The following is a 25,050-nucleotide window of genomic DNA, read 5'->3' as shown; positions in this document are numbered from 1 at the left end:
ATGAACCCGACTCTCTCCCCCACCCTGCATCATCCCGGGCACGAGGCGGCCCACGACGCGGCGCACCACCATCACGAAGCCGGCGCGCACACGCCGCTGGGGTTCTGGCTTTACCTGATGAGCGACTGCCTGATCTTCGCGGTGCTGTTCGCCACCTTCGGCGTGCTGTCCGGCAACACTGCCGGCGGCCCCGGCGGGCGGCAACTGTTCGAGCTGCCGTTCGTGTTCGCCGAGACCATGGTGCTGCTGCTGAGCAGCTATACCTTCGGCCTGGCCATGCTCAGGCAGGGCACTGACGACGCGCCGCGGATGATCCGCTGGCTGGCGGTGACCTTCGCGCTCGGCGCACTGTTCATCGCCATGGAGGTCTACGAGTTCGCGCACCTGCTGCACCAGGGCGCGGGCCCCGGCGTCAGCGCCTACCTGTCGGCCTTCTTCACGCTGGTCGGCACGCACGGGCTGCATGTCACGTCTGGCCTGCTGTGGCTGGCGGTGATGATCCACCAGATCCGGCATTTCGGGCTGGACGACATCGTGCGCCGCCGCCTGGCCTGCCTGAGCCTGTTCTGGCACTTCCTGGACCTGGTCTGGATCTGTGTCTTCACCTTTGTCTACCTGCGGGAGTTCGCTTGATGAAGCCGTCCCATCTACATTCCGTGCACGCGGACCAGCCGGCCGCGCACGGCAGCGTGCGCAGCTACACCATCGGACTGCTGCTGTCGGTCGCGCTGACGATGGCGTCGTTTGCGGCAGTGATGACCGGATCCCTGTCAACGCAGGCAGCGATCGCGCTGGTTGTCGGCCTTTGTGTCGCGCAACTGCTGGTGCAGCTGGTGTACTTCCTGCACCTGGGCACCGGTCCCGGCCAGCGCGGCAACACCGCCATCTTTGCCTGTACCGGCTTCCTGATCGTCATCGTCGTGGCCGGCTCGCTGTGGGTGATGCACAACGCCGATATCAACATGATGCCGACCGACATGTCCATCGAACGGGCCCGGGCAAAAGACTAGCGCTCGCGCGCAAGGAGGCTTTCCACCATGTATGTCTATGACGCCATTGACCAGAAGCTCGTCGACGAACGCGTCGTGCAGTTCGCCGACCAGACCCGCCGCTTCCTGAGCGGCCAGCTCACCGAGGATGAGTTCCGCGTGCTGCGGCTGCAGAACGGCCTCTATATCCAGCGCCATGCGCCGATGCTGCGCGTGGCGATTCCGTACGGCATGCTGGCGTCCCGGCAATTGCGCAAGCTCGCGGAGATCGCGCGCCGCTGGGATCGCGGCTACGGGCATTTCAGCACGCGCCAGAACCTGCAGTTCAACTGGCCGCGGCTCGAGGATGCCCCTGCCATTCTCGCCGAGCTGGCCACGGTGCAGATGCACGCGATCCAGACCAGCGGCAACTGCATCCGCAATACCACCACCGACCACTTTGCCGGCATTGCTCCCGACGAACTGGTGAACCCGCTGGTGTGGTGCGAGATCGTCAGGCAATGGTCGATGCTGCATCCCGAGTTCGCCTTCCTGCCGCGCAAGTTCAAGATTGCCATCAGTGGCGCGCGGACGGACCGGGCCGCGGTCGGCGTCCATGACATCGGGCTCCAGGCGGTTGAACAGGACGGCCAGGCCGGCTTCAAGGTCTGGGTCGGTGGCGGCATGGGCCGCACGCCGATGGTGGGCAAGCTGATCAACCCCTTCGTCCCCTGGCAGGACCTGCTGACCTACCTGCAGGCCACACTGCGCGTCTACAACCTGCACGGCCGCCGCGACAACAAGTACAAGGCGCGCATCAAGATCCTGGTAAAGGACCTGACCCCGGAGGTGTTCCGGGCGCAGGTGGACGAGCAGTGGCAACGCATCCGCGGGGGCCCGGACACCGTGTCCGAGGGCTTTGTCGCGTCCATCGCCGAGCGCTTCACGATCCCGCCGTATGAAGCCGCGGCCGCCGACGAGCCGGACCAGTCAGCCGACCTGGCCAAGACCGACCGCGCCTTCCGCCTCTGGCTGAAAAGCAATGTGCACCGGCACCGGGTGCCTGGCTACGCCGCCGTCACGGCATCGCTGAAAGCCGCGGGCCAGGCGCCCGGCGACATCACTGCCGAGCAGATGGAAATCATGGCCGACCTGGCCGAGCGCCACGGCTTCGGCGAGCTGCGCGTGTCGCATGAGCAGAACCTGATCCTCGCCGATGTCCGCCGCAGCGGGCTGCACGCCTTGTGGCAGGCGCTGGACGCCGCCGGGCTGGCCACGCCAAACGTCGGCCTGATCACCAACATCATCGCCTGCCCCGGGGGCGACTTCTGCTCGCTGGCCAATGCGGTCTCGATCCCGCTTGCGCAGGCCATCCAGGAGCGCTTCGACGACCTCGACCATGTGCACGACATCGGCGAACTGGACCTGAACATCTCCGGCTGCATCAACTCCTGCGGCCACCACCATATCGGCCACATCGGCATCCTCGGCGTCGACAAGGCCGGCGAGGCCTGGTACCAGATCACCATCGGCGGCCGGCAGAACGGCGCCGACGGCCTGGGCCGCCCGGATGGCGTGGCGGCCGGCGGCGCGGCCATCGGCCGCATCATCGGGCCGTCCTTTGCACAGGAGCAGGTTCCGGATGTGGTGGAGCGGCTGATCGAGACCTATTTGCTGCATCGGGACAGCGAAGCCGAACGCTTTGTCGACGTGGTTGGCCGAATCGGCATAGAACCCTTCCAGCGCGCCGTGTACCCGGACTCTGACAGCGGCGCGCGGCGAGCTCGCCAGGAGGCGGTGAATGCCTGACCATGACCATTTAGCCGGGCAGGACCGGCGCAACGTCATCCGTGACGGACAACTGGTCGCGGATAGCTGGCTCGCTCACATCGGGGATGCGCAAGACGCCGACAACACCTGCCCCCCCGACGAGCCCGGCTACCTGGTGACACTGGAGAACTGGACCACCCACCGCCAGCGGTATCGGCTTCGACAGTATTCGCTCGCGGTCTACCTGTCGCCGGATGCGGAGCCCCAGACCCTGCTGGAACCCGGTGCCACGGCCGTTGATCCGACAGGCATCGCGATGATTGCCATCGATTTCCCGGTCTACACGGATGGTCGTGGCTATTCGATCGCACAGCTGCTCCGGCATCAGCTAGGCTGGACCGGAGAGCTGCGCGCCGTGGGTGACGTGATGATCGACACCGTGCACTACCTGGCACGTTGCGGCTTCAACAGCTTTGCGCTCAAGCCCGGGCACGACCCGGCAGCGGCATTGCGCGCGCTGGCCACGTTCTCGTCGTCGTACCAGCGCAGCTATGGACCCGCAAGCCGATAGCAAGCGCCGCCGGGCGCCGATACGAAACATACCCGTCCAGCCCTGCGCAAGGCCTGATAGCTTGTGGTCCGCTGTCGCCGAACTCTCGGGCAAGCAGCTGCATACGATCATCGATATCGCACAGCGCTCACCAAAGGCGACGACGGATATGGCTTCGTTCAGGGCGCGCATTCTCGGTGTTTTCGGAAACGTCGCCGGTTTTGACATCACACCGCCTTCGGAGTCCATGCTGCAAGAGCTCTGGGAAAGGTATCGCTCGACACTCTCCTCGTTCTAGCAGCGCGGATCACTCGAAAGATCGGCCCGGCCCGGAGCGATGCCGCACGTTCAAAAATTGGCTTCGATGGCCTTCCTGGCGCCCTCTGGCACCTCGTTCGGTATGACGCGGTGCGCAAGTATGGCGTAGCTCCGGGCAGCCGCCACTGCAGTGGGATCCACAAGCCGCTTCGGGCCGCCCAGCCACGCAAAATGATCTTTTCCATCGTCACTACTGAACCACGCGAAGTCGCCGATGGCGTCCAGGCCGCGCTTCACCAGCTTCAGCAGCGCCAGGGCTTCCTCTGAAACACCCAGGTGCCGCCCTGTGTCATGAATGACCGTGGCCAGGTTGCGGAGCTTGTTGGTCGGGGTGGCCTCGTCGTTTGCCTCGTCAGGTAACAGCTCGACGACCAGAATCCCCCTGTGCGCGGTGATGCGTGCGTGCTGCATGGTTCCTCCCAACTGATGGCTGCCGGCTTGCGACCTTACGCATTGACCTAGCAAGTTCTTGGCCAGGTCATGCCAAAAGTGCAGCTTACAGGCCGCTTATGACACTGCGCCCTCATTTGGCCGCGGGAGCGGCAGTGGGCGCCGGTGCGCCGCCAAATGGTCTAGTGTTGGTACCGCCCCGCCACTTCCCGTGGACTGTTGGACCGCAGGCGACTCGCGAGGCCCAATCGCACCTGCACAATCCGCCACTCCCATGGCAAGACGCTGCCCTATCCTTGCTATGGGAGGCTCAGCGCGGCAGTCCAGCCGTCGAGCACAGGAATAGGCTGTTGGTCAATCCAGGCGGGAGGGCGGCATGCGCGCGTTGGTCTTCTGCGCTGTGCAGTTCCTGTTGGCGGTGACATGGACCCTCTATGTGGCCTTCCTGCCCCAGCTGGCCGCGCAGGCCGGCATCGCGCGCGCGCACGTCGCCTTGATCCTGCTGATGGACCAGTTGATCTTTGTCGCCATGGATTTCACGGTGGGCGTCGCGGCCGACCGTGTCGCCAACGCGATGCGCAGGCTGGGAGGCTGGATGCTGGGGCTGTCGGTCATCTCCGCACTGGCTTTCGTGCTGCTGCCCCGGGCAACTTCACCAGCGCTGCTGCTGGGCCTGACCGCGCTCTGGGCAGCCACCTCTTCGGCGTTGCGGGCGCCGCCCATGGTAATCATTGCCCGGCGGCTGCCGGCGACCGCGTCGTCGTTCCTGGTGGGATGCTCGCTGCTCGGCGTCGGCCTTGCCGGAGCCGTGGCTCCGCTGCTGACGGCCCGGCTGCGCGATGCGTCGCCCATGCTGCCGTTCCTGGCCGCAAGCGTGGGGCTGGCGGTGGCCGTGGCCGCGCTGCGATGGATCGAATCCGGCCCGGCGCGCCACGATGCCGACGCCGCGCCGGCAGCCGGCGTTGCGCTCAAGCGCGTCTGGCTGCTGTTTGCCGCGGTCTGGGTGCTTGCGCTCGGCTTCCAGATCCACACCACCGTCAACTCCGCGCCGGCGTACCTGCGCTTTGTCACGGCTGCCGAGCTGGAGCGCGTGACGCCGGTGTTCTGGATTAGCTTCGCGCTGGGCACGCTGCTGCCCGCGACGTCGTTGCTGCGGCGCTATCCGCCCTATACGCTGCTGTTGACCGCCGCGGCCCTTGGCGCCCTGTCGTTGTTCGGCTTCACAGTTGCGGGCTCGCTCGGGGCCATCCTCGCCGTGCAGTGTCTTGCCGGCGGCCTGTGGGGAATCATGTTCGCCGCGACGGCCAGTGCGGCGCTCGACGCCGGTCACGTCGGCCGCGAAGGGATGTACACCGGGCTGGTATTTGCCGCTTTGGCGGTTGCCGCGTTCATGCGCATTGCCCTGGTGTCATCGGGCGCCAGCAAGACCCCCGTGCTGGCAAACCTGCTGCCATGGCTTCCGGCCGTGGCCTGGAGTGCCGGTGCCTTGCTGCTGGCGGCTTTCCTGTCGGGGAACCTGAGCTGCCTGATGACGCGCAGACAGGTGCTGCACCCGCATCCGTGAACTGATCCCTTGAGCTATATCCGACCTACTCGGAAATTGGAGACTACTGTCCTGCTTAAGGCTGACTGAAATCAATCGGCCTTCGAACAAGCCCTGTACTTGCCCGTTCCCAAGGAGCGCGCCATGTCCACCCAACTTGCCGTATGGCATGCCGCGCACCTCAATTTCTCTCGTCTGCTCGACCTACTGGAAGAGCAGGTATGCGTATTCCACCAGGGAGGGAGACGCTATAAGTTCGCGAGCGGCGCTGGAGGCAGCCGCAGCCATGTACCTTGTGTACTGCCGTAACCATCTCTCTACCGAGGAGAGACAGGCAATGCCGCGCGCTGCCCAGTTGCTGACACAAGAGGACTGGGCAGCTATTGCCGACGCGGCTCCCGAAAGCTCTGATCCTATGTTCGGGGAAGAAGTGCAAGCGCGCTTCGCGACACTACGCAAGCAGATCGCGGCTGAGGCGAGCTTATCCACGCAGCAGCAGTGCTACGCCTAATCCGAAAACAAGCCGACGAACTGGTCGCGCAGCCACTGATTCGCCGGATCGCGATGATACCGGGCATGCCAGAACAGGTTGATCTGGATTTCCGGCAACGCGAACGGATGCTTGACGTACCTGAGCCCGAAGTACCTGGCGCATCGCTCCGCAAACGTCAAGGTCACCGTGGCGACCAGGTCGGTAGTGGCAATGATGTCCGCCAGTGCGACGAAATGGGGGACACGCAGCCGGATCTTGCGCTGTACGCCGTGCTGGGCGAGGATCTCGTCGACCCGGGCATGCCCCGTCCCCGCCGCCGTGACCACGATGTGCTCCGCCGCCTCGAAGTCGCGCATGCTGACCGTCTTCTTGTCCATGGCATGACCGGGCCGGAACAGGCAAACGTATCGCTGGCGAAATAGCCGCCGTTGAAAGAACGTCGTGCCGAGTTCAGGAAGATGGCCAACCGCCAAGTCGATCTTTCCCTGGCTCATCTCCGCCGCCAGGTCCACTGCCGTATTACGCACTGTCGTTACCGTGACACCCGGGGCGCGGTCGCCAAGCGCGCCCATTAGCGGCGGGATGAAGTGCACCTCGCCGATATCCGTCATGGCGATCCGGAATGCGCGCACGCTGCGCAGCGGATCGAACGACACCTTGTGGCTGAGCGCCGCCTGCAGCGACTCCAGCGCATAGGCAACCGGTTCCGCCAGTTCCTCGGCAAGGGGTGTCGGCAGCATGCCCTTGCTGCTTCGTACAAACAGCGGGTCGCCGAACAAGGTGCGCAAGCGGGCCAGCGCATTGCTGACCGCGGGCTGGCTCAGATTCAGGGTCTTCGCGGCGCCGGAAACGGTGCCCTGCCGCAGCAGGTTATCGAACACGACCAGCAGGTTCAGATCGACGTCCTTGAGCTCCATGGTGCCGTCTCTTATTGATTTTATGAATATTCATTATAGCCAGAATTCTATTGGTTAATTTTCCTCCGTGCACCATGATCCTTCCCATACGAAGAGACATAGCCGGAGACAAGCATGGCAATCTCCCCGCAGGCCGGCCCGGTGTGGGCCGACGACAGCATCAGCCGCATCCCGTTCCGCGTGTATACGGATGCACAGCTATACCAGCGTGAACTCGAACGCTGCTTCTACCGCGGTCATTGGAACTACGTCGGGCTCGAGGCGGAGATCCCGAATCCCGGTGACTTCAAGCGCACCACGCTTGGCGAGCGTTCCGTGATCCTGGTGCGCGACCAGGACGGCGAGATCAACGTCGTCGAAAACGTGTGCGCCCATCGCGGCATGAAGTTCTGCCGGGAACGCAGCGGCAACCGGAAGGACTTCCACTGCCCCTACCACCAGTGGAACTATGACCTGAAGGGCAACCTGCAAGGCGTGCCGCTGCGTCGCGGGGTCAAGCAGGACGGCAAGGTCAATGGCGGCATGCCCGCCGACTTCAGGCCGCAGGAGCACGGGCTCACGCAACTGAAGGTCGCGACACGCGGTGGTGTCGTGTTTGCCTCGTTCGACCATGAGGTTCCATCACTCGAGGAATACCTCGGGCCGGATATCCTCGGCTACTTCGACCGGCTCTTCAACGGCCGCAAGCTGAAGGTCCTCGGCTACAACAAGCAGCGCATTCCGGGCAACTGGAAGCTCATGCAGGAGAACATCAAGGACCCCTACCACCCCGGCCTGCTGCATACCTGGTTTGTCACCTTCGGCCTCTGGCGCGCCGACAACAAGGCACGCCTGGTGATGGACCCGCACTTCCGGCATGCCGCCATGGTGTCGACCCGCGGCCAGGGCGGCAAGAGCGACGTGACCTCCGGTGTATCCAGCTTCAAGGACCAGATGGCGCTGCACGACGACCGCGTCCTCGACATCGTCCACGAGCCGTGGTGGGGAGAGCCTACCGCCGTGATGATGACGGTGTTCCCGAGCGTGATCTTCCAGCAGCAGGTCAACTCGGTCTCCACGCGCCATATCCAGCCCCATGGCCCGGATTCCTTCGATTTCGTCTGGACGCACTTCGGCTTCGAAGACGACACCGAGGAGATGACGCGGCGCCGCCTGCGCCAGGCCAATCTCTTCGGCCCCGCCGGCTTCGTGTCGGCCGACGATGGCGAAGCCATCGAATGCTCGCAGGAAGGCTTCTCCCAGAAACCCTGGCATCGCGTGATCGCCGAACTGGGCGGCAAGACCGCGGAGAACACGGACCACATGGTGACCGAAACCCTGATCCGCGGCATGTACGCCTATTGGCGCAAGGTGATGGAGGTCTGACGCCATGGACTTCACTGACTACTACGCCCTGCTCTCCCTGTTCGCCGACTACACCAGCGCCGTGGACAACGGCGACTGGGACCGCTGGCCGGAATTCTTCACCGAAGACTGCCTCTACCGGGTCCAGCCCCGCGAGAACCACGAGCGTGGCCTGCCGCTGGCAACGCTCTCGCTCGAAAGCAAGGGCATGCTCAAGGACCGCATCTACGGCATTCGCGAGACCCTGTTCCACGATCCCTACTACCAGCGCCACATTGTCGGCGCGCCGCTGATCAGGGAGGCCGACGGCGACAGGATCTTGGCCGAGACCAACTACGCGGTGCTGCGCACCAAGCCGGACCAGATGACCGATGTCTACAACGTTGGCCGCTACCTCGACACCGTCGTCCGGACGCCGGCGGGCTTGCGCTTCGCCTCGCGCATCTGCGTCTTCGATAGCGAGATGATCCCCAACTCGCTGATCTACCCCATCTAGCAGGAGTGATTCATGACCGAAACCTGGATCGAGGCAGCGCTGCTGTCCGACGTCCCGCAGGACGATGTCATCGCCGTGGCCGTGCAAGGCCAGGAGATCGCCTTGTACGGCGTGGACGGCGACGTCTACGCGACCGACAACATCTGCACCCATGGCCATGCGCGCCTGTGCGAAGGCTTCCTGGAGGGACATGAGATCGAGTGCCCGCTTCACCAGGGCAGGTTCGATATCCGCGACGGTGCTGCGAAGTGCGCCCCGCTGACCGAGAACATTCGCACCTACCCGGTCCGGATCGACGGCGACAAGGTGTACCTCGATCTCGGCTGAGAGGTCGCGTCACCAACCAGAGGAGACAGCCATGGATTCCGAGCGCTCAGACACCGCGATTCCCATATCGCCAACCGCCACCATCGTCATCGTCGGTGCCGGCCAGGCTGGCGGCTGGGCCGCCCAGACGCTGCGCAACGAGGGCTTCACCGGTCGGCTCGTGCTGATCGGGGACGAGGCCCATCCACCGCATGAGCGGCCGCCGTTATCCAAGGCCGTGCTGGCCGGCGAGGCCGCACCCGCCAGCACGTGGCTGCTCAAGCCTGAAGCGTTCGCTGCGCTCGGGCTGGAGTGGTGGCTGGACACGCGCGTCACCCGCATAGACCGGGCCGCGAAGCGCCTGGAGATAGCCAACGGAGAGATGCTGCCTTACGACAAGCTGATCCTGTGCACCGGCGGCAGGGCCCGCGCGCTCACCGTTCCGGGCGTCGACACGGCTGCCGTGCATACATTGCGCACGATTGGCGATGCCCTGGCGCTGGCGCCGGCGTTGCGGCCCGGGCGCAGCATCGTGGTGATCGGCGGCGGCTGGATCGGCCTCGAAGTCGCCGCCACGGCACGCCGCAAAGGTGCCGAGGTCACCGTGCTCGAAGCCCAGAGCCGGCTGTGCGAGCGCACCGTGCCGCCGGAAGTCTCGGAGCACCTGCTCGGGCTGCATGCCTCGCATGGCACCCGTGTCATGCTCGGCGCCAATATCGCCGGCATCGCCCCCGGTACCGGTGGCCGGTCCGTCGTGAAGCTGGCCGATGGCAGCACGCTGGCTTGCCACGCCATCGTTGCGGGTGTCGGTCTCGTGCCGAACGACGAGCTTGCCTGGGAAGCCGGATTGGAGTGCGACGGCGGCGTGGTCGTCGACGCAGGTTGCCGCACGTCCGACCCCGACATCTTCGCCGCGGGCGACGTCGCGGTCACGCCCAACCCGTGGGCCGGCCGGCGCCTGCGGCTGGAATCCTGGCAGAACGCCCAGGAACAGGGCATTGCCGCCGCGCGCGCGGCGCTCGGTCTCGCGGTCGACTATCAGCCGCTGCCTTGGTTCTGGTCAGACCAGTACGGCATGAACCTGCAGATCCATGGCATCCCCCTTCCCTCGCACCGCGTGGTGGCACGCGGCACGCCCGGCGCGGACAGCTTCGTGCTGTTCTACCTCGACGGCGACGTGGTCAAGGCCGCGCTAGGGCCCAACGCCGCGCGCGACCTGCGCTTCGCGCGCCGCCACATCGAGCAGCGCAAGCCGGTCGATGCCAGCCGCCTGGCCGACCCGAACGTGCCGATGTCCAGGCAGTAAGCCCAGCCATAAGAACAGACCGACCGGAGACAAGCCCCCATGCAGCAAATCGACATCCACAAGCTGGCCGACACGGCCCGCTTCAACCGCTTCCATGCGCTCGTGCTGTTCTGGTGCGCACTCATCATCATCTTCGACGGCTATGACCTCGCGGTCGTGGGCATCGCGCTGCCTTCGATCATGAAGGACCTCGGCGTCGCCCCGACCCAGGCGGGGCTCATGGTCAGCTCCGCGCTGTTCGGCATGGTGTTCGGCGCGATCTTCCTCGGCACCATGGCCGACAGGATCGGCCGCCGCTGGACGATCGCGATCTGCGTCGCCCTGTTCAGCGTCTTCACCGCTGCGGCCGGGCTGGTCAAGGACCCGCTGCTGTTCAGCATGGCCCGCTTCCTGGCCGGGCTCGGCATCGGCGGCGTGATGCCGAATGTGGTCGCGCAAATGACCGAGTACGCGCCGAAGAAAATCCGGGCGACCCTGGTCACCGTGATGTTCAGCGGCTATGCCGTGGGCGGGGTCCTGGCGGCGCTGCTCGGCAAGAGCCTGATCGAGGCCTACGGCTGGCAGTCGGTCTTCCTGGCGGCCGGCCTGCCCGTGCTCCTCGTTCCTGTCATTCTCGGGTCGCTGCCAGAATCGATGCCGTTCCTGCTGGCCAGGGGCGACCACGAAGCGTTGCGGCGCATCGTCTCCAGGCTTGCGCCGGAGCAACGGTGGTCGGCCACCGACCGCTTCGCCGTGCCGGCGCAGGACAAGGCCGCCAGCGCGCCAATCCGGCACCTGTTCCACGAGGGCCGTGGCTTCAGCACCATCATGTTCTGGATCGCGTTCTTCATGTGCCTGTTCATGGTGTACGCGCTCAGTTCATGGCTGACCAGGCTGATGGCGGGCGCCGGCTACAGCCTGGGTTCCGCGCTGACCTTCGTGCTGGTCCTCAACCTCGGGGCGATGATCGGCGCCGTGGGCGGCGGCTGGCTCGCCGACCGCTACCACATCAAGTACGTGCTCGCCGCCATGTACGCGCTGGCCGCGGTCTCGATCACGCTGCTCGGATTCAGGATGCCGACTGAACTGCTGTTCGTGGTGGTGGGCCTGGCCGGTGCGTCGACGATCGGCACGCAGATCGTCGCCAATGCCTACACCGGGCAGTTCTACCCGACCGCCATCCGTTCCACCGGTCTTGGCTGGGCCCTGGGCATCGGCCGCAGCGGGGCCATCCTCGCCCCAATCGTCATCGGGGTACTCGTCGCCATGGAACTCCCGCTGCAGCAGAACTTCATCGCGATCGCAATTCCGGCGGTGATTGGCATGGGCGCGGTCCTGCTGATCGATCACAGGCGCTCGGCATCGGCCCGCTACGACGAAATGAGCGCCGGGCTGCCTGCGTCGCCGGTCGGGCTGTCCATCGCGGACCGGAACTGATTCCCCAGGCCGGCGCGGCCCGGCGGGCAGCGCTCCGGGGGACAGGCGCGGGCACGGCTAGAATGTATTCATGGGAACCACGTCGGGATCACTTCCAGGCCCCGACCCCGGTTCAGTCAGAATCGAAGAGGTTGTCGCGATGAAGGCAAGAGCCTCGATCATTGCATTCGTATTGGTGACCCTGGCCACCCCGATGGCGCACGCGGGGGTGGCCGAGGACGCGCGCGGGTTCAAGAACGGCGTCAAATCGGCTGGCAAGCAGGCCGGGCATGCGGTGCGCGACGGCGCGCATGCCATTGGCCGCGGCGCGAAGGCGGCCGGCCATGCGATTGCCGATACCACCAAACAGGGCTATCGCGCGACCAAGAGGGCCGTGAAGGGTCACGAGTAAGGACTTGTCCTGCGGAGCCGGATCCTGCCGCGCTCCCTTGCTCCTTTACGCCCTCAGGCCGACTGGGAAGGCATCCGCGGCACGAAGCGGCGGCGCTCGATCTCGCCACCCCGGGCCACCAGGGTGGTCGCCTCGGGAATTTCCTCCCATACCCCCTGCACCTCGATCAGCGGCTCGGACAGCACCAGGAAGGCGTTGTCGCCGGCGGCGATGATGCGCGGATCGTCCGGGTAAAGCGCGCGCAATTGCCGGAACGAGGTGCTGTGGAACAGCGAGCGCGAGTCCGTCTCGCTCGAATAGCGCACCGCCACGATCTGCTGGCCGTCGGTCACGCAGACGGTCATGTTGAGCGGAAACTGCACATCGTAACGGTGGCCAACGTCCTCGATCAGCCCGGCCATCTGTTCCAGCGCGCCGCCCGGATCGCGCTCCAGGCCGAAACTCAGGGCCAGGAAGAACATCACCTCGGAGTCGGTCGACCCCTCGATCCAGCGGAACAGGTGCGGCGCCACGGCCAACATCAGGTCGCGCCGCAACAGCGGGTATTCGCGGATCAGGCCGTTGTGGACGAACAGCCAGCGGCCGAAGCGGAACGGATGGCAGTTGGTCTCCTGCGTCGGGGTGCCGGTGGCTGCGCGCACGTGGGCAACGAAAAGTGGCGCTCTCACCGCCCGCGCGGTCTCGCGCAGGTTGGTGTCGCTCCAGGCCGGGTGCAGGCAGCGGTAGCGGAACGGCACCTCCGAGTGACGTCCATACCACCCGACGCCGAACCCGTCGCCATTGGTCGTGGTATGACCCAGCCGCGAATTCAGGCTCTGGTCGATCAGCGAGTGTTCCGGCTGGAACAGCACCGTTTCCAGCGGAACGGATTTGCCCGAGTAAGCCAGCCAGCGGCACATGATGCTCCTCCTTGACCGGTGCGGCCCGGTGGCTTCCGGCCCACACTTCCAGTTGTAGGACGACAACGCGCGAACGCAAAGCACGCGCAGCTGTGGCGCACCGGCTACCCTCAACTGTGCGCCGGCTCCACCGGGATACGGCGAGTTGACGCTGCGAAGCAGCAATGGCTGTAGAATACGCGTCCTCCCCGATTCCAATGGTCACGGCGTCCGATATCGGCCCGCGCCGCACCGGTACCTCACGAGCCTTGACAGCAGGCCCGATAGCGCACGCACAGCGTGCGCGCTGCTGTCGAAACGCGATTCACGAAGGAAACAGTAGTAAATGACAAGCGGCGTACAACGAACGGCAGCTAAAACACGAGAAACAGGCGCAATCAAGGACCCTGGCCAGACCAGCGCAGGGTCGACGGCGCAGCCTGATCCATCGACGGAAGCCGCCGCGCGTAGCCAGCAATTGCGTGCGCTGATCCAGCTGGGCAGGCAGCGCGGCTACCTGACCCACGCGGATATCAGCGACCACCTGCCGGAGAACTTCACTGACACGGCGGCGATGGAAAGCATCGTCAGCACGTTCGCCGAGATGGGCGTGAAGATCTATGAGCAGACGCCGGATGCCGAGACGCTGCTCCTGAGCGATGGCCCGGTGGTGGCCTCGGACGACCAGGCCGATGAAGAGGCCGAGGTAGCGCTTGCGACTGTGGACTCCGAGTTCGGCCGGACCACCGACCCGGTGCGCATGTACATGCGCGAAATGAGCTCGGCAACGCTGCTCACGCGCAAGCAGGAAGTCGAGATCGCCAAGCGCATCGAGGAAGGCCTGAACAATATGGTGCATGCCATCTCGGCCTGCCCGTTCACCATCGCCGCGATTCTCGAGCTGTCGGGCAAGGTCGCCAGCAATGAAATCAGCATCGACGACCTGGTCGATGGCCTGAGCGACGAGAGTATTGCCGAAGCAGCCGTGGCGGCGGCAGCTGACGAGACCGACGACAGCGTCGATAGTGCCGACGAGGCCGATGACGATTCCGAAGACTCCGACGACGAAGGCTCGACCCAGCAAAGCAACGAAAAAGCCCTGGCCCAACTGCGTGAGGAATGCCTGAAGCGGTTCGCGCGCGTCACCGCGCAATTCGAGCTGATGTGCCAGGAAAGCGCCGCAAATGGCGCGGGCTCGGCAGCCTTCCTGGCCGCAAGGGATGCGGTGCGCGAAGAACTGCGCACGATCCGCTTTACCGCGAAGACCATCGAGCGCCTGTGCGCCAACGTCCAGGCCATGGTCGACGAGGTGCGCACGGTCGAGCGCCAGGTGGTCCAGCTGCTGGTCGAGCGCTGCGGGATGGAGCGCGAGGAGGTCATCGCCCGCTTCCCCGGCAATGAAACCAACCTGGCCTGGGGGCAGGAGCTGGTCGCCCAGTCCCGTCCGTACAGCGCGGCGGTCGCGCGGGCCCTGCCGGACCTCGAGGCGCACCAGCAAAAGCTGATCGACATCCAGGCCCGGGCGGCGCTGTCGCTGCCCGACCTGAAGGGCGTCAACCGCAAGATGCTGGCTGCCGAGCGGCAGATGCGCCAGGCCAAGCACGAGATGACGCAGGCCAACCTGCGGCTGGTGATCTCGATTGCCAAGAAGTACACCAACCGCGGGATGCTGTTCCTGGATCTGATCCAGGAAGGCAACATCGGCCTGATGAAGGCGGTCGACAAGTTCGAATATCGCCGCGGCTGGAAATTCTCCACCTACGCGACGTGGTGGGTGCGCCAGGCCGTGACGCGGGCGATTGCCGACCAGGCCCGCACCATCCGCGTCCCGGTGCACATGATCGAGCAGATCAACAAGCTCAATCGCCTGTCGCGCGAGATCATGCAGCAGACCGGCAAGGAACCCGATCCGGCGGTGCTGGCCGAGCGCCTGGACATGACCGAAGACAAGGTTCGCTCGATCATGAAAATCGCGAAAGAGCCGGTCTCGATGGAAACCCCGGTCGGCGAGGATGGCGATACCAGCCTGGGCGACATGATTGCCGACTCGGACACGGCCACGCCCGCCGACGCCGCATTGCAGGCGGGCCTGCGCGCCGTCGTGCGCGAAATGCTCGACGAGCTCACGCCGCGTGAAGCCAAGGTGCTGCGGATGCGCTTTGGCATCGATATGTCCACCGACTACACGCTGGAAGAAGTCGGCAAGCAGTTCGATGTCACGCGCGAGCGGATCCGCCAGATTGAAAGCAAGGCAATGAAGAAGCTGAGGCATCCCAGCCGGGCAGACCAGCTGATCACCTATCTGCGCGACGCCTGATACTTGCCGGCAACAGCCGCTTGGCCGACTGACACAGAGCAGACAGGAGCTTTCGGATGACTGACTCGAACCTATCTTTCTTCGGCAGGGTCTCGCTTGCCATGGGCACCTTCTTCGCCATCCTTGGCAACCGCGAACTCGCGGCCGGTGTCAAGCGCCTGCGTGACGGCGAGGGATTCGCCGCGGCGCCGGCGCCCGCGCCTGTATCAGCACCTGCTCCCGCCCCGGTGGTGGAGGCTGCCGCACCCGTGCTGAAGGAAGCCAGCCCGGTGGCGGCGCTGCAGTTGCTCGGACTGCTCCAGCGCGATGCACGCTTCATCGACTTCGTCGAGGAAGATATCGCGCGCTATTCCGACACGGAGATCGGTGCCGCCGCGCGCCTGGTGCACGATGGCTGCCGCGGGGTGCTGCGCGAGCATTTCACCATCCGGCCGGTGCGCGAGGAAGCCGAGGGCAGCCGTGTCACGCTGGCCGACGGCTTCGATGCCACCGCCATCCGCCTGACCGGCAACGTGGTAGGCAGCGCGCCGTTCCATGGCAGCATCAGCCACCGCGGCTGGAAGGTCGAGGAAGTCCGCCTGCCGCGCGTGGCCGAACGCCATGACGCCACCGTGATTGCCCCCGCCGAGGTGGAGCTTTGATGAGCGAAGCACGCTATGCCATCGGCATCGACCTGGGCACCACCCATAGCGCGGTCTCCTACGTCGACCTGGCCGCCAGCGATGGCGAGAAGACCAGCCAGCGCGTCCTGCCCATCACGCAGCTGACCGCGCCGGGGGCCGTCGAAGACCTGGACCTGCTGCCCTCCTTCCTGTACCTGCCACACGCCAGCGAACTCGCCCCGGGCGACCTGGCGCTGCCGTGGAACGCCGCGCGCGACTTCGCCGTGGGCGAGCTGGCGCGCAGCCGCGGCGCGGCCACGCCGATCCGCCTGGTGTCGAGCGCGAAGAGCTGGCTGTGCCATCCCGGCATCGACCGCCGCGCGCCGGTCCTGCCCAACGACGCACCGCCCGAGGTGACGCGCGTGTCGCCGCTGGAGGCTTCCGTGCGCTATCTCACGCACCTGCGTGAAGCCTGGGACCAGGCCCACCCCGAAGCGCCGTTTGGCGAGCAGGACGTCACCGTGACGATTCCCGCATCGTTCGACCCGGCCGCACGGGAGCTGACGGCCGAGGCGGCCGCCGCGGCCGGCTATGCCCGCATGACCCTGCTCGAGGAACCCCAGGCCGCGCTCTATAGCTGGATCCAGAAAAGCGGCGGCCAATGGCGCAAGCAGGTCAAGGTCGGCGACATCATCCTCGTCGTCGATGTGGGTGGCGGCACCACCGACCTTTCGCTGATCGCCGTGATCGAGCGCGAAGGCAACCTTGAGCTGCACCGTATTGCGGTCGGCGACCATATCCTGCTCGGCGGCGACAACATGGATCTGGCGCTGGCCCACGTGGTGGCGCGCAAGCTGGCGGCCCAGGGCACGCAGGCCGATCCGTGGCAACTGCGCGCGCTGACCTATGCCTGCCGCGCGGCCAAGGAAACGCTGCTGACCGACCCGGATACCGATACCGTGCCCCTGGTCGTGCCCAGCCGCGGCTCCAGGCTGATCGGCGGCTCGATCCGCACGGACCTGACCCGCGCCGAGCTGACCCAGACCATCCTGGAAGGCTTCTTCCCGCAAGTCGAGGCCTCGGCCCGCCCGGTGAGCCGCGCACGCGCCGGCCTGACGCAGCTTGGCTTGCCCTATGCGCAGGATGCGGCCATCACGCGGCACCTGGCCGCGTTCCTGGGCCGGCAGGTGGCGGCGCTGGCCGAAATCGAAGGCTTGCAAGGCGCACAGCCGGAAGGCGCGACCTTGCTGCACCCGACCGCCGTCCTGTTCAACGGCGGCGTGTTCAAGTCCGGCCTGCTGGCGGACCGCATCCTGCAGACGCTGAACGGCTGGCTCGCCGCGGAAGGCGCGGCCCCTGCCCGCCTGCTTGACGGCGCCGAGCTGGACCTGGCCGTGGCACGCGGCGCCGCCTATTACGGCTACGTGCGGCGCGGCAAGGGGGTGCGGATTCGTGGCGGCACCGCGCGCGCCTACTATATCGCCGTGGAATCGTCGATGCCCGCCGTGCCTGGCTTCGAACCGCCGATCCAGGCCCTGTGCGTGGCGCCGTTCGGCATGGAGGAAGGCACCGAGGCCGCGCTGCCGCCGCAGGAATTCGGCCTGGTGGTGGGCGAACCCGTGCACTTCCGCTTCTTCGGCTCGTCGGTGCGCCGCCAGGACCAGGTCGGCACCCTGCTGGACTACTGGGGGCCGGAGGAACTGCAGGAGCTGGAAGAAATCCAGGCGACCCTGCCGGCCGAAGGCCGCACCGCGGGCGAAGTGGTACCGGTCAGGCTGCATGCGCGGGTGACCGAGGCCGGCACCCTGGAACTCGAAGCCGTGCCCGGCGGCAGCGCTGAGCGCTGGAAGGTCGAGTTCGATGTGCGCGGCAGCGCCGATGCCTGAGCAAGCGGCCGGGCCGGCGACGAAGCAATACGTCGTCGGCATCGACCTCGGCACCAGCAACACCGTCGTCGCCTACGCGAAGGCCGGGTCCGACGATATCCGCGTCTTCGATATCGACCAGCTGGTCAGCCCGGGCGAGGTCGCGGCCCGTCCCCTGCTGCCCTCGGTGCGCTACCACGCGGCACCGGGCGAGCTCAGCGGCGACGACCTGCAGCTGCCCTGGCAATCCGCCGCCAGCGCCGCCGCGCGCCGGACCGTGTTCGGCCGCCTGGCGGCCACGCTCGGCGCGCAAGTGCCCGGCAGGCTCGTAGCCAGCGCAAAGAGCTGGCTGTCGCATGCTTCGGTCGACCGCACCGCGGCCATCCTGCCTTGGGGCGGGGATGACGATCTCGACAAGATCTCGCCCGTCGTCGCCAGCGCCAGCTACCTGGGCTATGTGTGCGCGGCGTGGAACCACCGTTTTCCCGATGCGCGGCTCGAGGACCAGGACGTGGTCCTCACCGTGCCCGCCTCGTTCGACGAAGGCGCGCGCGCGCTGACGCTTGAGGCGGCGCGCCTGGCCGGTCTGCCCGCGCTGCGCCTGCTCGAGGAGCCGCAAGCCGCGCTCTACGACTGGCTGTTCCATCATCGCCAGAGCCTGGACACCGACCTGGCGCAAACCCGCCTGGTGCTGATCTGCGACGTGGGCGGCGGCACCACCGACCTCACCCTGATCCGGGTGGACATGCAGGACGGGCAGCCGCAGCTGACCCGCATCGGCGTGGGCAACCACCTGATGCTCGGCGGCGACAACATGGATCTTGGCCTGGCGCATCTGGTCGAGGCGCGCCTGGGCGCCGGCGGGGCCGCGCAGCCGCGGCTGTCGGCGGCCGGCCTGTCGCAGCTGGTCGCGCGCTGCCGCGCCGCCAAGGAACAGCTGCTCGGCGAGCAGGCGCCGGACTCGGTCGCGGTGACGCTGCTGGGCGCTGGTGCCAGGCTGGTCGGCGGCGCACGCTCGGTGGAAGTGACGCGGCAGGAGGTCGAACAGCTGATCGTCGACGGCTTCTTCCCCAAGGTGCCAGCCAGTGAAAGGCCGGGGCGCGCACGGGGCGCGATTGTCGAGTTCGGCCTGCCGTATGCGTCCGACCCCGCCGTGACCCGGCACGTTGCGGCGTTCCTGAGCCAGCATGCGGCGCAGTCGCGGGCGGCACTGGACGCACCACAGGCGCCGGCCGATGCCTTGCCGATGCCCGATACCCTGCTCCTCAACGGCGGCGTATTCAGGGCGCAGGCGCTGGCCGGCCGCATCGCCGACACGCTGGGCACGTGGCGCGGCGCGCCGCTGCAGGTCCTGCACAACGACAATCCCGACGTTGCCGTGGCCCGGGGCGCGGTCGCGTATGCCCGGGCCCGTGCCGGGCAGGCCCCGCGCATCGGCGGCGGCTCGCCGCGCAGCTACTTTCTGGTCCTCGATGATGGCGCGTCGGGGCAGCAAGGGATCTGCCTGCTGCCGCGCGGCACTGAGGAGGGCCACGAGATTCACCTCAGCGACCGCACTTTCGCCTTGCGGCTCGGCCATCCGGTGCAATTCCACCTGGCATCCTCCGTCGCCGACACGGCCTATCAGCCCGGTCAGCTGACCGACCTGTCGGCGGGCGACTTCATCCGCCTGCCGCCGATCGCCACCGTCGTGCCGCCGCGCGGCGCCAGCGGCCCGCGGGAAACGCCGGTGCAGATCACCGCCTCGCTGACCGAGGTCGGCACGCTCGAGGTCCACTGCATCGACATCGCGGATGCCTCGCAGCGATGGCGCCTTGAGTTCCAGTTGCGTGGCAATGACACCCAGGCGGCACCAGCGCCCGATACGGCACACCCGTCCCTGCCCCAGGCCCTGGAGGCGATTGACCGCACCTTTGGCGCGCGCTCGCAGGACGTCGGCCCCAAGGAGGTCAAGCGCCTGCGTGCGCAGCTGGAACAGCTGCTGGGTGCGCGCGAGCAATGGGACAGCGCCGTGCTGCGCGAGCTGTTCGGCGCCTTCTGGGAACGCGCCCGGCGCAGGCGGCGCACTGCCGACCATGAACGCCTGTGGCTGAACCTGGCCGGCTATTGCGTGCGCCCGGGATTCGGCTATCCGCTCGACGAATGGCGCGTCGGGCAACTCTGGTCGCAGTACGACCAGGGCATCCAGTACGTCAACGAAAGCCAGAACTGGTCCGAGTGGTGGACGCTGTGGCGGCGCGCGGCAGGCGGGCTGGACGAAAGCGCGCAACTGCGCCTGCTGGAAGACATGGCCTTCTACCTGCAGCCACCCGGCAGCACCCGCTACAAGAAGCCCGCCGGGCCCGCCAGGGGCGGCTATGCCGATATGGTGCGCCTTGCCGGCTCGCTCGAGCGCATTCCCGCCGACGCCAAGATCGAACTGGCCGAATGGCTGCTGGCCCGGCTGCGCAAGCCATCCGAAAACAGCCAGGGCTGGTGGGCCGTGGGCCGCATCGGCGCGCGCCGGCCGTTCTACGGCAGCGCGCACAGCGTGGTGCCGGCCGGGACCGCCGCCCAATGGGTGGACGCGATCCTGGCCCTCGACTGGAAAAAGGTCGAGCCGGCAGCGTTCGCCGCCGTGCAGATCGCGCGCATGACCGGCGATCGCAGCCGCGACCTGCCCGACGAGATCCGGGCAACCGTGGTGCGCCGGCTGGAAGCCGCCAACGCGCCGCCAAGCTGGATTGCCATGGTGCGCGAAGTGGTGGAACTCAATACCGCGGACGAGGGGCGGGTGTTTGGGGAGGCGCTGCCCGCCGGGCTCAAGTTGATCGCGGGGTAGCAGACCAGCGCGAAGCGACTGGCAGGCGCCTCATTTGCCACTTACCTGCGCCAGCCAGGCCGATGATCTACGATGACGGTAGGCTCCTTGCCTGCCCCACTCGTGAAGCCATCAGCGCCCCGCCCACTCCTCCCAATCCTGGTCGCCGCCATCGCGCTGGCCTTGCCCTGCTCGATCACCGCCGCCGACGACGCCCTTGCCCCGCAGCGCGCCGACATGGTCAGGGAGATCGCCGCGGTCGCGGCAGCGGCCGCCGCCCAGAGCGGCAGGCATGCCATCGACCCGCGCGTCATGGCCGTGATGGGGCAAGTGCCTCGCCACGAGTTTGTGCCGGACGCGCAGAAGCCGCACGCCTATGAGAACCGGCCGCTGCCGATAGGCCATGGCCAGACCATTTCGCAGCCGTATATCGTCGCCCTGATGACCGACCTGATGATGGTCAAGCCTGGCGACACCGTGTTGGAAATCGGCACCGGATCCGGCTACCAGGCCGCGGTGCTGACCGGGCTGGCGCGCGCGGTCTATACCATCGAGATCATCGAGCCGCTGGGACGGCACGCCTGCGACCGCCTGAAGCGGCTGGCCTACCGGCAGGTGGCGTGCAAGGTGGGCGACGGCTACTACGGCTGGGACGAACACGCGCCCTATGACGCCATTGTCGTCACCGCGGCGGCCAGCCACGTGCCGCCGCCGCTGATCCGGCAACTGAAGCCAGGCGGGCGCATGGTGATCCCGGTGGGCGCCCAGTTCCTGACGCAGTACCTGCTGCTGGTCGAAAAGTCCGAGGACGGCACCGTTTCCACCAGGCAGATCCTGCCGGTCAGGTTCGTGCCGCTGGTTGGCAAGCACTGAAGCGCGGCACATCAGCCCGGCCAGCTGACGCCATGCCACGCCCCCCGCTGTTCGCCCTGGCCTTGCTCTCTGCCGCCGCGCTGGGCTACGAGATCCTGCTGATGCGGCTGCTTTCCATCATCCAGTGGCATCACTTCGCCTACATGATGATCAGCGTGGCACTGCTGGGCTATGGCGCGGCGGGTGCGCTGGTGGCGCTGGCGCAGCGAACGCTGGTCCGCCATTTCGTGCCAGTGTTCGCGGGCGGGGCCCTGCTGTTCGGCGTCAGCGCGATGGGTTGCTTCGCCCTGGCCCAGCACGTGGCGTTCAACCCCCTGGAGATCCTGTGGGAGCCATCGCAGCCGCTGCGCCTGTTGCTGATCTACCTGCTGCTGTTCGTGCCGTTCTTTTGCGCCGCGACCAGTATCTGCCTGAGCTTTTCCCGCTTCACCGGGCAGGTTCCGCGCATCTACAGCTTCGATATCCTTGGCGCCGGGCTGGGCTGCCTGGGCATCATCGTGGCGCTGTTCGCGCTGCATCCGGTCGATGCGCTGCGGCTGGTCGGCATGGCAGGCATGGCGGCGGCGGCGCTGGCATGCGTGGAATGCCGCTGGCACCGGCCCTGGCTGCCGGCGCTGCTGCTGTTGGCGGCAATCGTTCCGGCCGGTGTGCCAGGTGACTGGATTGCGCTGCGGCCGTCCGAGTACAAGGAGCTGAGCCAGGCCCTGCGCATCGGCAACGCGCGCGTGGTGGCGCAGCGCTCGAGTCCCCTCGGCCTGGTCACGGTGGTCGAGAGCCCTTCGATCCCGTTGCGGCACGCACCCGGGCTGAGCCTGAATGCCAGCCAGGAGCCGCCAGCACAACTGGCCGTATTTACCGATGGCGACGGGCTCAGTGCGCTCAATCGCCATGACGGCCGGCGCGAACCGCTTGCCTACCTGGGCGACCTGACCTCTGCCCTGCCCTACCACTTGCTGCGCAATCCGAAGGTGCTGGTGCTGGGCAGCGGTGCGGGGGCGGACGTGTTGCAGGCGGTCTATCACCAGGCCAGCGCGGTCGATGCCGTGGAACTGAATCCGCAGGTGATCGACCTGGTGCAGGGCCGCTTCGCTGCGTTTTCCGGCAAGCCGTACAGTGCCGCCGGCGTGCGTGTCTTTGCCGGCGAGGCGCGCGGCTTCCTGGCGGCCAGCACGGCACGCTACGACCTGATCCAGGTGGCCCTGCTGGATTCATTCAGCACCTCATCGGCCGGACTGTACGCGCTCTCCGAGAGCTATCTCTATACCGTTGAGGCCTTCCAGGGCTACCTGCGCCATCTTCGGCCCGGCGGCCTGCTTGCGATCACGCGCTGGGTCACGCTGCCGCCGCGCGACATACCAAAACTGCTCGCCACCGCCGTGGCCGCCATGGAAGGCGCGGGCGTGCCCGATCCGTCCCGGCGGCTGGCGCTGATCCGTGGCTGGAAGACGGCCACGCTGGTGGTCAAGAACGGGGAATTCAGTGCCGCGGACCTTGCCGCCCTCGCCGACTTCTGCCGCGCCCGTTCGTTCGACGTCGAATACTATCCCGGCATCCAGCCCGGCCAGGCGAATCGCTACAACGTGCTGGACCAGCCCTACTTCTTCGACGCCGCGCAGGCCCTGCTCGGCCCCGAACACGACCGGTTCCTGTCCCGCTACAAGTTCGATGTGCGGCCCGCCACCGACGACAGGCCGTATTTCTTCCATTTCTTCAAATGGCGCACGCTGCCTGAACTGCTGTCGCTCAAGGCGCAGGGTGGCCTGCCCTTGCTGGAATGGGGCTATCCGGTGCTGGTGGCGACGTTGCTGCAGGCCACCGCCCTGGCATGGCTGCTGATCGTGGTCCCGCTCTGGATTCTGCGGCGGCGCCCCCGGCCGCAGCCCGCCGCGGGGCCTGGCGGCAATGGCGCAGCCGTGCGGCGCTTGCCCGAATGGCGAGCCGGCTTCTACTTCCTGGCGGTCGGCCTCGGCTTCATGTTCGTGGAGATCGCCTTTATCCAGAAATTCATCCTGTTCCTGAGCCACCCGCTCTACGCGGTCGCGGTGGTGCTGTGCGCCTTTCTCTGCTTTGCGGGACTGGGTAGCCGATACGCCCAGCGCATGCCCGCGCGCGCTGGCGATGACCGCGGCCGGCGGCAGGCGGCGCTGGCCGTCAACGGCATCTGCGTGGCCGCGCTGGTCTACCTGGCGGCGCTGCCGACGGTGTTCAGGCTGCTGATCGGGTTGCCGGACCCGGCCAGGATAGGTGTCTCAGTGCTGCTGATCGCGCCGCTGGCGTTTCTGATGGGAATGCCGTTCCCGCTCGGCCTGGCCCGGGTCGCGGTGCGCGACGAAACGCTGGTGCCCTGGGCATGGGGCATCAACGCCTGCGCCTCGGTGGTGGCGGCGGTCCTTGCCACGCTGGTCGCGATCCATGTCGGATTCACCGCGGTGGTGCTGCTGGCGCTGCTCCTGTACGCTGCCGCGGCGCTTGCGTGCCCATGAACCGGGGCCGGGATCGATCTCGCATGCCATGGCTGCGGGTCACCCCGTGCTAGGATGAATGCCCGCCCGGCAGAAAGACGCCCAATCGGCCCATGACCACCCTCTACACAACCCTCGGCGTGGCACCGGACGCCACCCTGGACGAGATCAAGCGCGCCTACCGCCGCGCCGCGATGAAGTGGCACCCCGACCGCAACCTTGGCCGCGAGACTGAGGCGCATGCGGCATTCCAGGAAATCCGCGACGCCTACACCATTCTCTCCGATGCCGGGCAGCGCCAGATCTACGACGAGGTATTCGAGCGGGAGATGCGGCGCTGGCAGGCCGAGAGCGAGGCCCAGGAAGAGCAGGAGCGCGAGGCGCAACGCGAGAGCCAGCGCATCGCGCAGGAACACTACGAGAAAATGCTCGGTATCGCGATGCGCTTTGCCGACGACGGCCACAACCGCGACGTCATCTTCGGCGTGCTGCTCGGCCGCGACTGCGAGGCGGAACTGGCGTCACGCATCGCGGACAGCATATGGGCGCTGCAGGAGTCGCGGCGGGCAAGTGCGCGGGACGCGCACGCGCCGGACACCGAGGCCGCCCAGGCGCCCGACGGGGCGGCAGCGTCAAACCCCGACGAGGAAACGCGGCCCAGGCGTCATGCCGGCGCCTTCGATTCGTTCTGGCACGGCTTGTTCGGCATCCGCTCCTAGATGTCGGGGGCGACCAGGAGCCCGCTTTTCACTGTATGGATCAGCGCAAGGCGATCTTCAACCGCCTTGCGCAGGACTTCGCGTCCCCTGAACGGATCCGTCAGGTAACTGGCGTACTGGCTTGCCCGAATCTGCACCTTGAGATGCATCGTCGTCGGTCCACTCTCCGGCCATGTCACCAGGAACGCCGGATGGCTGTCCGCGCACTCAACGAAAGTAGCGTCAGGGGACGGGAAACAGGAGTCGGCGCCCTGGGCAAGGAACTGTAGATCCTTGTCCTTGAACTCGTAGGTTGCCATTGCTTACTCCCATCGCGCGAAGCCGGG

General features: G+C 66.8%; 23 protein-coding genes. 19 read left to right on the top strand and 4 right to left on the bottom strand.

Features of this window, described 5'->3' with window-relative positions:
- From cyoC to AC1Q6V_RS20395, 4 genes are read left to right on the top strand one after another with little or no spacing between them, the layout of a single operon-like run.
- On the top strand, positions 1-633 hold the full coding sequence (gene cyoC, locus AC1Q6V_RS20410; protein ID WP_058697243.1) for a cytochrome o ubiquinol oxidase subunit III: 633 nt from the start codon (positions 1-3) through the stop codon (positions 631-633).
- Positions 633-1,010: a cytochrome o ubiquinol oxidase subunit IV gene (cyoD, locus tag AC1Q6V_RS20405; RefSeq protein WP_010811603.1), complete on the top strand. Its 378-nt coding sequence runs from the start codon at positions 633-635 to the stop codon at positions 1,008-1,010. Before cyoC ends, cyoD begins: the two co-directional genes overlap by 1 nt.
- 27 nt (positions 1,011-1,037) lie before the next feature.
- On the top strand, positions 1,038-2,777 hold the full coding sequence (locus tag AC1Q6V_RS20400) for a nitrite/sulfite reductase (RefSeq protein WP_439668854.1): 1,740 nt from the start codon (positions 1,038-1,040) through the stop codon (positions 2,775-2,777).
- Positions 2,770-3,309 carry a DUF934 domain-containing protein gene (locus AC1Q6V_RS20395; RefSeq protein ID WP_454750332.1) on the top strand — a complete coding sequence of 180 codons (540 nt, stop codon included), beginning with the start codon at positions 2,770-2,772 and terminating at the stop codon, positions 3,307-3,309. Before AC1Q6V_RS20400 ends, AC1Q6V_RS20395 begins: the two co-directional genes overlap by 8 nt.
- Before the next feature lie 327 nt (positions 3,310-3,636).
- Here AC1Q6V_RS20395 and AC1Q6V_RS20390 read toward each other — a convergent pair whose 3' ends face one another.
- Positions 3,637-4,017, bottom strand: a complete 381-nt coding sequence (locus AC1Q6V_RS20390) for a hypothetical protein (protein WP_010811599.1) — start codon at positions 4,015-4,017, stop codon at positions 3,637-3,639.
- 355 nt (positions 4,018-4,372) lie between these two features.
- Here AC1Q6V_RS20390 and AC1Q6V_RS20385 point away from each other — a divergent pair, with 355 nt between their 5' ends.
- Positions 4,373-5,560 carry an MFS transporter gene (locus tag AC1Q6V_RS20385; RefSeq protein WP_454750333.1) on the top strand — a complete coding sequence of 396 codons (1,188 nt, stop codon included), beginning with the start codon at positions 4,373-4,375 and terminating at the stop codon, positions 5,558-5,560.
- Between the two features lie 316 nt (positions 5,561-5,876).
- Positions 5,877-6,050 carry a hypothetical protein gene (locus AC1Q6V_RS20380; protein ID WP_454750334.1) on the top strand — a complete coding sequence of 58 codons (174 nt, stop codon included), beginning with the start codon at positions 5,877-5,879 and terminating at the stop codon, positions 6,048-6,050.
- Here the strand turns inward: AC1Q6V_RS20380 and AC1Q6V_RS20375 are convergent.
- Positions 6,047-6,949 (bottom strand): LysR family transcriptional regulator, encoded by a 903-nt coding sequence (locus AC1Q6V_RS20375; RefSeq protein ID WP_058697247.1) that lies wholly within the window; start codon positions 6,947-6,949, stop codon positions 6,047-6,049. The two genes, AC1Q6V_RS20380 and AC1Q6V_RS20375, sit on opposite strands and share 4 nt — an antisense overlap.
- 114 nt (positions 6,950-7,063) lie before the next feature.
- Here AC1Q6V_RS20375 and AC1Q6V_RS20370 point away from each other — a divergent pair, with 114 nt between their 5' ends.
- From AC1Q6V_RS20370 to AC1Q6V_RS20345, 6 genes are all read left to right on the top strand, one after another.
- The gene (locus AC1Q6V_RS20370; RefSeq protein WP_439671655.1) at positions 7,064-8,314 is read left to right on the top strand and encodes an aromatic ring-hydroxylating dioxygenase subunit alpha; all 1,251 of its coding nucleotides are present in this window, start codon (positions 7,064-7,066) and stop codon (positions 8,312-8,314) included.
- Between the two features lie 4 nt (positions 8,315-8,318).
- Positions 8,319-8,789, top strand: a complete 471-nt coding sequence (locus AC1Q6V_RS20365) for an aromatic-ring-hydroxylating dioxygenase subunit beta (RefSeq protein ID WP_454750335.1) — start codon at positions 8,319-8,321, stop codon at positions 8,787-8,789.
- Between the two features lie 12 nt (positions 8,790-8,801).
- On the top strand, positions 8,802-9,116 hold the full coding sequence (locus tag AC1Q6V_RS20360; RefSeq protein ID WP_010811593.1) for a non-heme iron oxygenase ferredoxin subunit: 315 nt from the start codon (positions 8,802-8,804) through the stop codon (positions 9,114-9,116).
- 31 nt (positions 9,117-9,147) lie between these two features.
- Positions 9,148-10,401, top strand: coding sequence for an NAD(P)/FAD-dependent oxidoreductase (locus AC1Q6V_RS20355; RefSeq protein WP_454750336.1), 1,254 nt, complete (start codon positions 9,148-9,150; stop codon positions 10,399-10,401).
- A gap of 39 nt (positions 10,402-10,440) precedes the next feature.
- A complete protein-coding gene (locus tag AC1Q6V_RS20350) occupies positions 10,441-11,817 on the top strand; it encodes an MFS transporter (protein ID WP_454750337.1) in 1,377 nt (458 codons plus the stop codon).
- A 70-nt stretch (positions 11,818-11,887) separates the two neighbouring features.
- Positions 11,888-12,208, top strand: a complete 321-nt coding sequence (locus AC1Q6V_RS20345) for a hypothetical protein (RefSeq protein ID WP_454750338.1) — start codon at positions 11,888-11,890, stop codon at positions 12,206-12,208.
- Between the two features lie 53 nt (positions 12,209-12,261).
- Here AC1Q6V_RS20345 and AC1Q6V_RS20340 read toward each other — a convergent pair whose 3' ends face one another.
- Entirely contained in the window at positions 12,262-13,107 is an 846-nt protein-coding gene (locus tag AC1Q6V_RS20340; protein ID WP_010811589.1) for a class II glutamine amidotransferase, read from the bottom strand.
- A 325-nt stretch (positions 13,108-13,432) separates the two neighbouring features.
- Between AC1Q6V_RS20340 and rpoD the strand changes: the two genes are divergently transcribed.
- The 7 genes from rpoD to AC1Q6V_RS20305 all read left to right on the top strand — a co-directional run bounded on the left by rpoD (position 13,433) and on the right by AC1Q6V_RS20305 (position 24,724).
- Positions 13,433-15,403 carry an RNA polymerase sigma factor RpoD gene (rpoD, locus tag AC1Q6V_RS20335; RefSeq protein ID WP_011615196.1) on the top strand — a complete coding sequence of 657 codons (1,971 nt, stop codon included), beginning with the start codon at positions 13,433-13,435 and terminating at the stop codon, positions 15,401-15,403.
- Between the two features lie 56 nt (positions 15,404-15,459).
- Positions 15,460-16,044 (top strand): DUF2760 domain-containing protein, encoded by a 585-nt coding sequence (locus AC1Q6V_RS20330; RefSeq protein WP_439668849.1) that lies wholly within the window; start codon positions 15,460-15,462, stop codon positions 16,042-16,044.
- Positions 16,044-17,891, top strand: coding sequence for an Hsp70 family protein (locus tag AC1Q6V_RS20325; RefSeq protein WP_454750339.1), 1,848 nt, complete (start codon positions 16,044-16,046; stop codon positions 17,889-17,891). The genes AC1Q6V_RS20330 and AC1Q6V_RS20325 overlap by 1 nt, the downstream gene beginning before the upstream one ends.
- Complete coding sequence (locus AC1Q6V_RS20320; RefSeq protein WP_454750340.1) at positions 17,866-20,691, top strand: Hsp70 family protein; 2,826 nt, start codon at positions 17,866-17,868, stop codon at positions 20,689-20,691. The genes AC1Q6V_RS20325 and AC1Q6V_RS20320 overlap by 26 nt, the downstream gene beginning before the upstream one ends.
- A 72-nt stretch (positions 20,692-20,763) precedes the next feature.
- Positions 20,764-21,543, top strand: coding sequence for a protein-L-isoaspartate(D-aspartate) O-methyltransferase (locus AC1Q6V_RS20315; RefSeq protein ID WP_011615192.1), 780 nt, complete (start codon positions 20,764-20,766; stop codon positions 21,541-21,543).
- Between the two features lie 32 nt (positions 21,544-21,575).
- Positions 21,576-24,026 (top strand): spermidine synthase, encoded by a 2,451-nt coding sequence (locus AC1Q6V_RS20310; protein ID WP_454750341.1) that lies wholly within the window; start codon positions 21,576-21,578, stop codon positions 24,024-24,026.
- A 92-nt stretch (positions 24,027-24,118) separates the two neighbouring features.
- Positions 24,119-24,724 carry a J domain-containing protein gene (locus AC1Q6V_RS20305; protein ID WP_454750342.1) on the top strand — a complete coding sequence of 202 codons (606 nt, stop codon included), beginning with the start codon at positions 24,119-24,121 and terminating at the stop codon, positions 24,722-24,724.
- Here the strand turns inward: AC1Q6V_RS20305 and AC1Q6V_RS20300 are convergent.
- A complete protein-coding gene (locus AC1Q6V_RS20300; RefSeq protein WP_058697255.1) occupies positions 24,721-25,023 on the bottom strand; it encodes a hypothetical protein in 303 nt (100 codons plus the stop codon). The two genes, AC1Q6V_RS20305 and AC1Q6V_RS20300, sit on opposite strands and share 4 nt — an antisense overlap.
- Positions 25,024-25,050: the final 27 nt, after the last annotated feature.

This window comes from Cupriavidus sp. GW823-FHT07B10 (assembly GCF_058794355.1).
This window is presented reverse-complemented; position numbering and strand designations above follow the sequence as displayed.

What these genes read in the sequence shown, in the direction of transcription:
- AC1Q6V_RS20350 (WP_454750337.1), top strand. Translation starts at nt 10,441, where the DNA reads ATGCAGCAAATCGACATCCACAAGCTGGCCGACACGGCCCGCTTCAAC.
- AC1Q6V_RS20325 (WP_454750339.1), top strand. Translation starts at nt 16,044, where the DNA reads ATGAGCGAAGCACGCTATGCCATCGGCATCGACCTGGGCACCACCCAT.
- AC1Q6V_RS20345 (WP_454750338.1), top strand. Translation starts at nt 11,888, where the DNA reads ATGGGAACCACGTCGGGATCACTTCCAGGCCCCGACCCCGGTTCAGTC.
- rpoD (WP_011615196.1), top strand. Translation starts at nt 13,433, where the DNA reads ATGACAAGCGGCGTACAACGAACGGCAGCTAAAACACGAGAAACAGGC.
- AC1Q6V_RS20310 (WP_454750341.1), top strand. Translation starts at nt 21,576, where the DNA reads ATGCCACGCCCCCCGCTGTTCGCCCTGGCCTTGCTCTCTGCCGCCGCG.
- cyoC (WP_058697243.1), top strand. Translation starts at nt 1, where the DNA reads ATGAACCCGACTCTCTCCCCCACCCTGCATCATCCCGGGCACGAGGCG.
- AC1Q6V_RS20395 (WP_454750332.1), top strand. Translation starts at nt 2,770, where the DNA reads ATGCCTGACCATGACCATTTAGCCGGGCAGGACCGGCGCAACGTCATC.
- AC1Q6V_RS20305 (WP_454750342.1), top strand. Translation starts at nt 24,119, where the DNA reads ATGACCACCCTCTACACAACCCTCGGCGTGGCACCGGACGCCACCCTG.
- AC1Q6V_RS20400 (WP_439668854.1), top strand. Translation starts at nt 1,038, where the DNA reads ATGTATGTCTATGACGCCATTGACCAGAAGCTCGTCGACGAACGCGTC.
- AC1Q6V_RS20355 (WP_454750336.1), top strand. Translation starts at nt 9,148, where the DNA reads ATGGATTCCGAGCGCTCAGACACCGCGATTCCCATATCGCCAACCGCC.
- AC1Q6V_RS20300 (WP_058697255.1), bottom strand. Translation starts at nt 25,023, where the DNA reads ATGGCAACCTACGAGTTCAAGGACAAGGATCTACAGTTCCTTGCCCAG.
- AC1Q6V_RS20320 (WP_454750340.1), top strand. Translation starts at nt 17,866, where the DNA reads ATGTGCGCGGCAGCGCCGATGCCTGAGCAAGCGGCCGGGCCGGCGACG.
- AC1Q6V_RS20380 (WP_454750334.1), top strand. Translation starts at nt 5,877, where the DNA reads ATGCCGCGCGCTGCCCAGTTGCTGACACAAGAGGACTGGGCAGCTATT.
- AC1Q6V_RS20375 (WP_058697247.1), bottom strand. Translation starts at nt 6,949, where the DNA reads ATGGAGCTCAAGGACGTCGATCTGAACCTGCTGGTCGTGTTCGATAAC.
- AC1Q6V_RS20330 (WP_439668849.1), top strand. Translation starts at nt 15,460, where the DNA reads ATGACTGACTCGAACCTATCTTTCTTCGGCAGGGTCTCGCTTGCCATG.
- AC1Q6V_RS20340 (WP_010811589.1), bottom strand. Translation starts at nt 13,107, where the DNA reads ATGTGCCGCTGGCTGGCTTACTCGGGCAAATCCGTTCCGCTGGAAACG.
- AC1Q6V_RS20365 (WP_454750335.1), top strand. Translation starts at nt 8,319, where the DNA reads ATGGACTTCACTGACTACTACGCCCTGCTCTCCCTGTTCGCCGACTAC.
- AC1Q6V_RS20390 (WP_010811599.1), bottom strand. Translation starts at nt 4,017, where the DNA reads ATGCAGCACGCACGCATCACCGCGCACAGGGGGATTCTGGTCGTCGAG.
- AC1Q6V_RS20315 (WP_011615192.1), top strand. Translation starts at nt 20,764, where the DNA reads ATGACGGTAGGCTCCTTGCCTGCCCCACTCGTGAAGCCATCAGCGCCC.
- AC1Q6V_RS20385 (WP_454750333.1), top strand. Translation starts at nt 4,373, where the DNA reads ATGCGCGCGTTGGTCTTCTGCGCTGTGCAGTTCCTGTTGGCGGTGACA.
- AC1Q6V_RS20370 (WP_439671655.1), top strand. Translation starts at nt 7,064, where the DNA reads ATGGCAATCTCCCCGCAGGCCGGCCCGGTGTGGGCCGACGACAGCATC.
- AC1Q6V_RS20360 (WP_010811593.1), top strand. Translation starts at nt 8,802, where the DNA reads ATGACCGAAACCTGGATCGAGGCAGCGCTGCTGTCCGACGTCCCGCAG.
- cyoD (WP_010811603.1), top strand. Translation starts at nt 633, where the DNA reads ATGAAGCCGTCCCATCTACATTCCGTGCACGCGGACCAGCCGGCCGCG.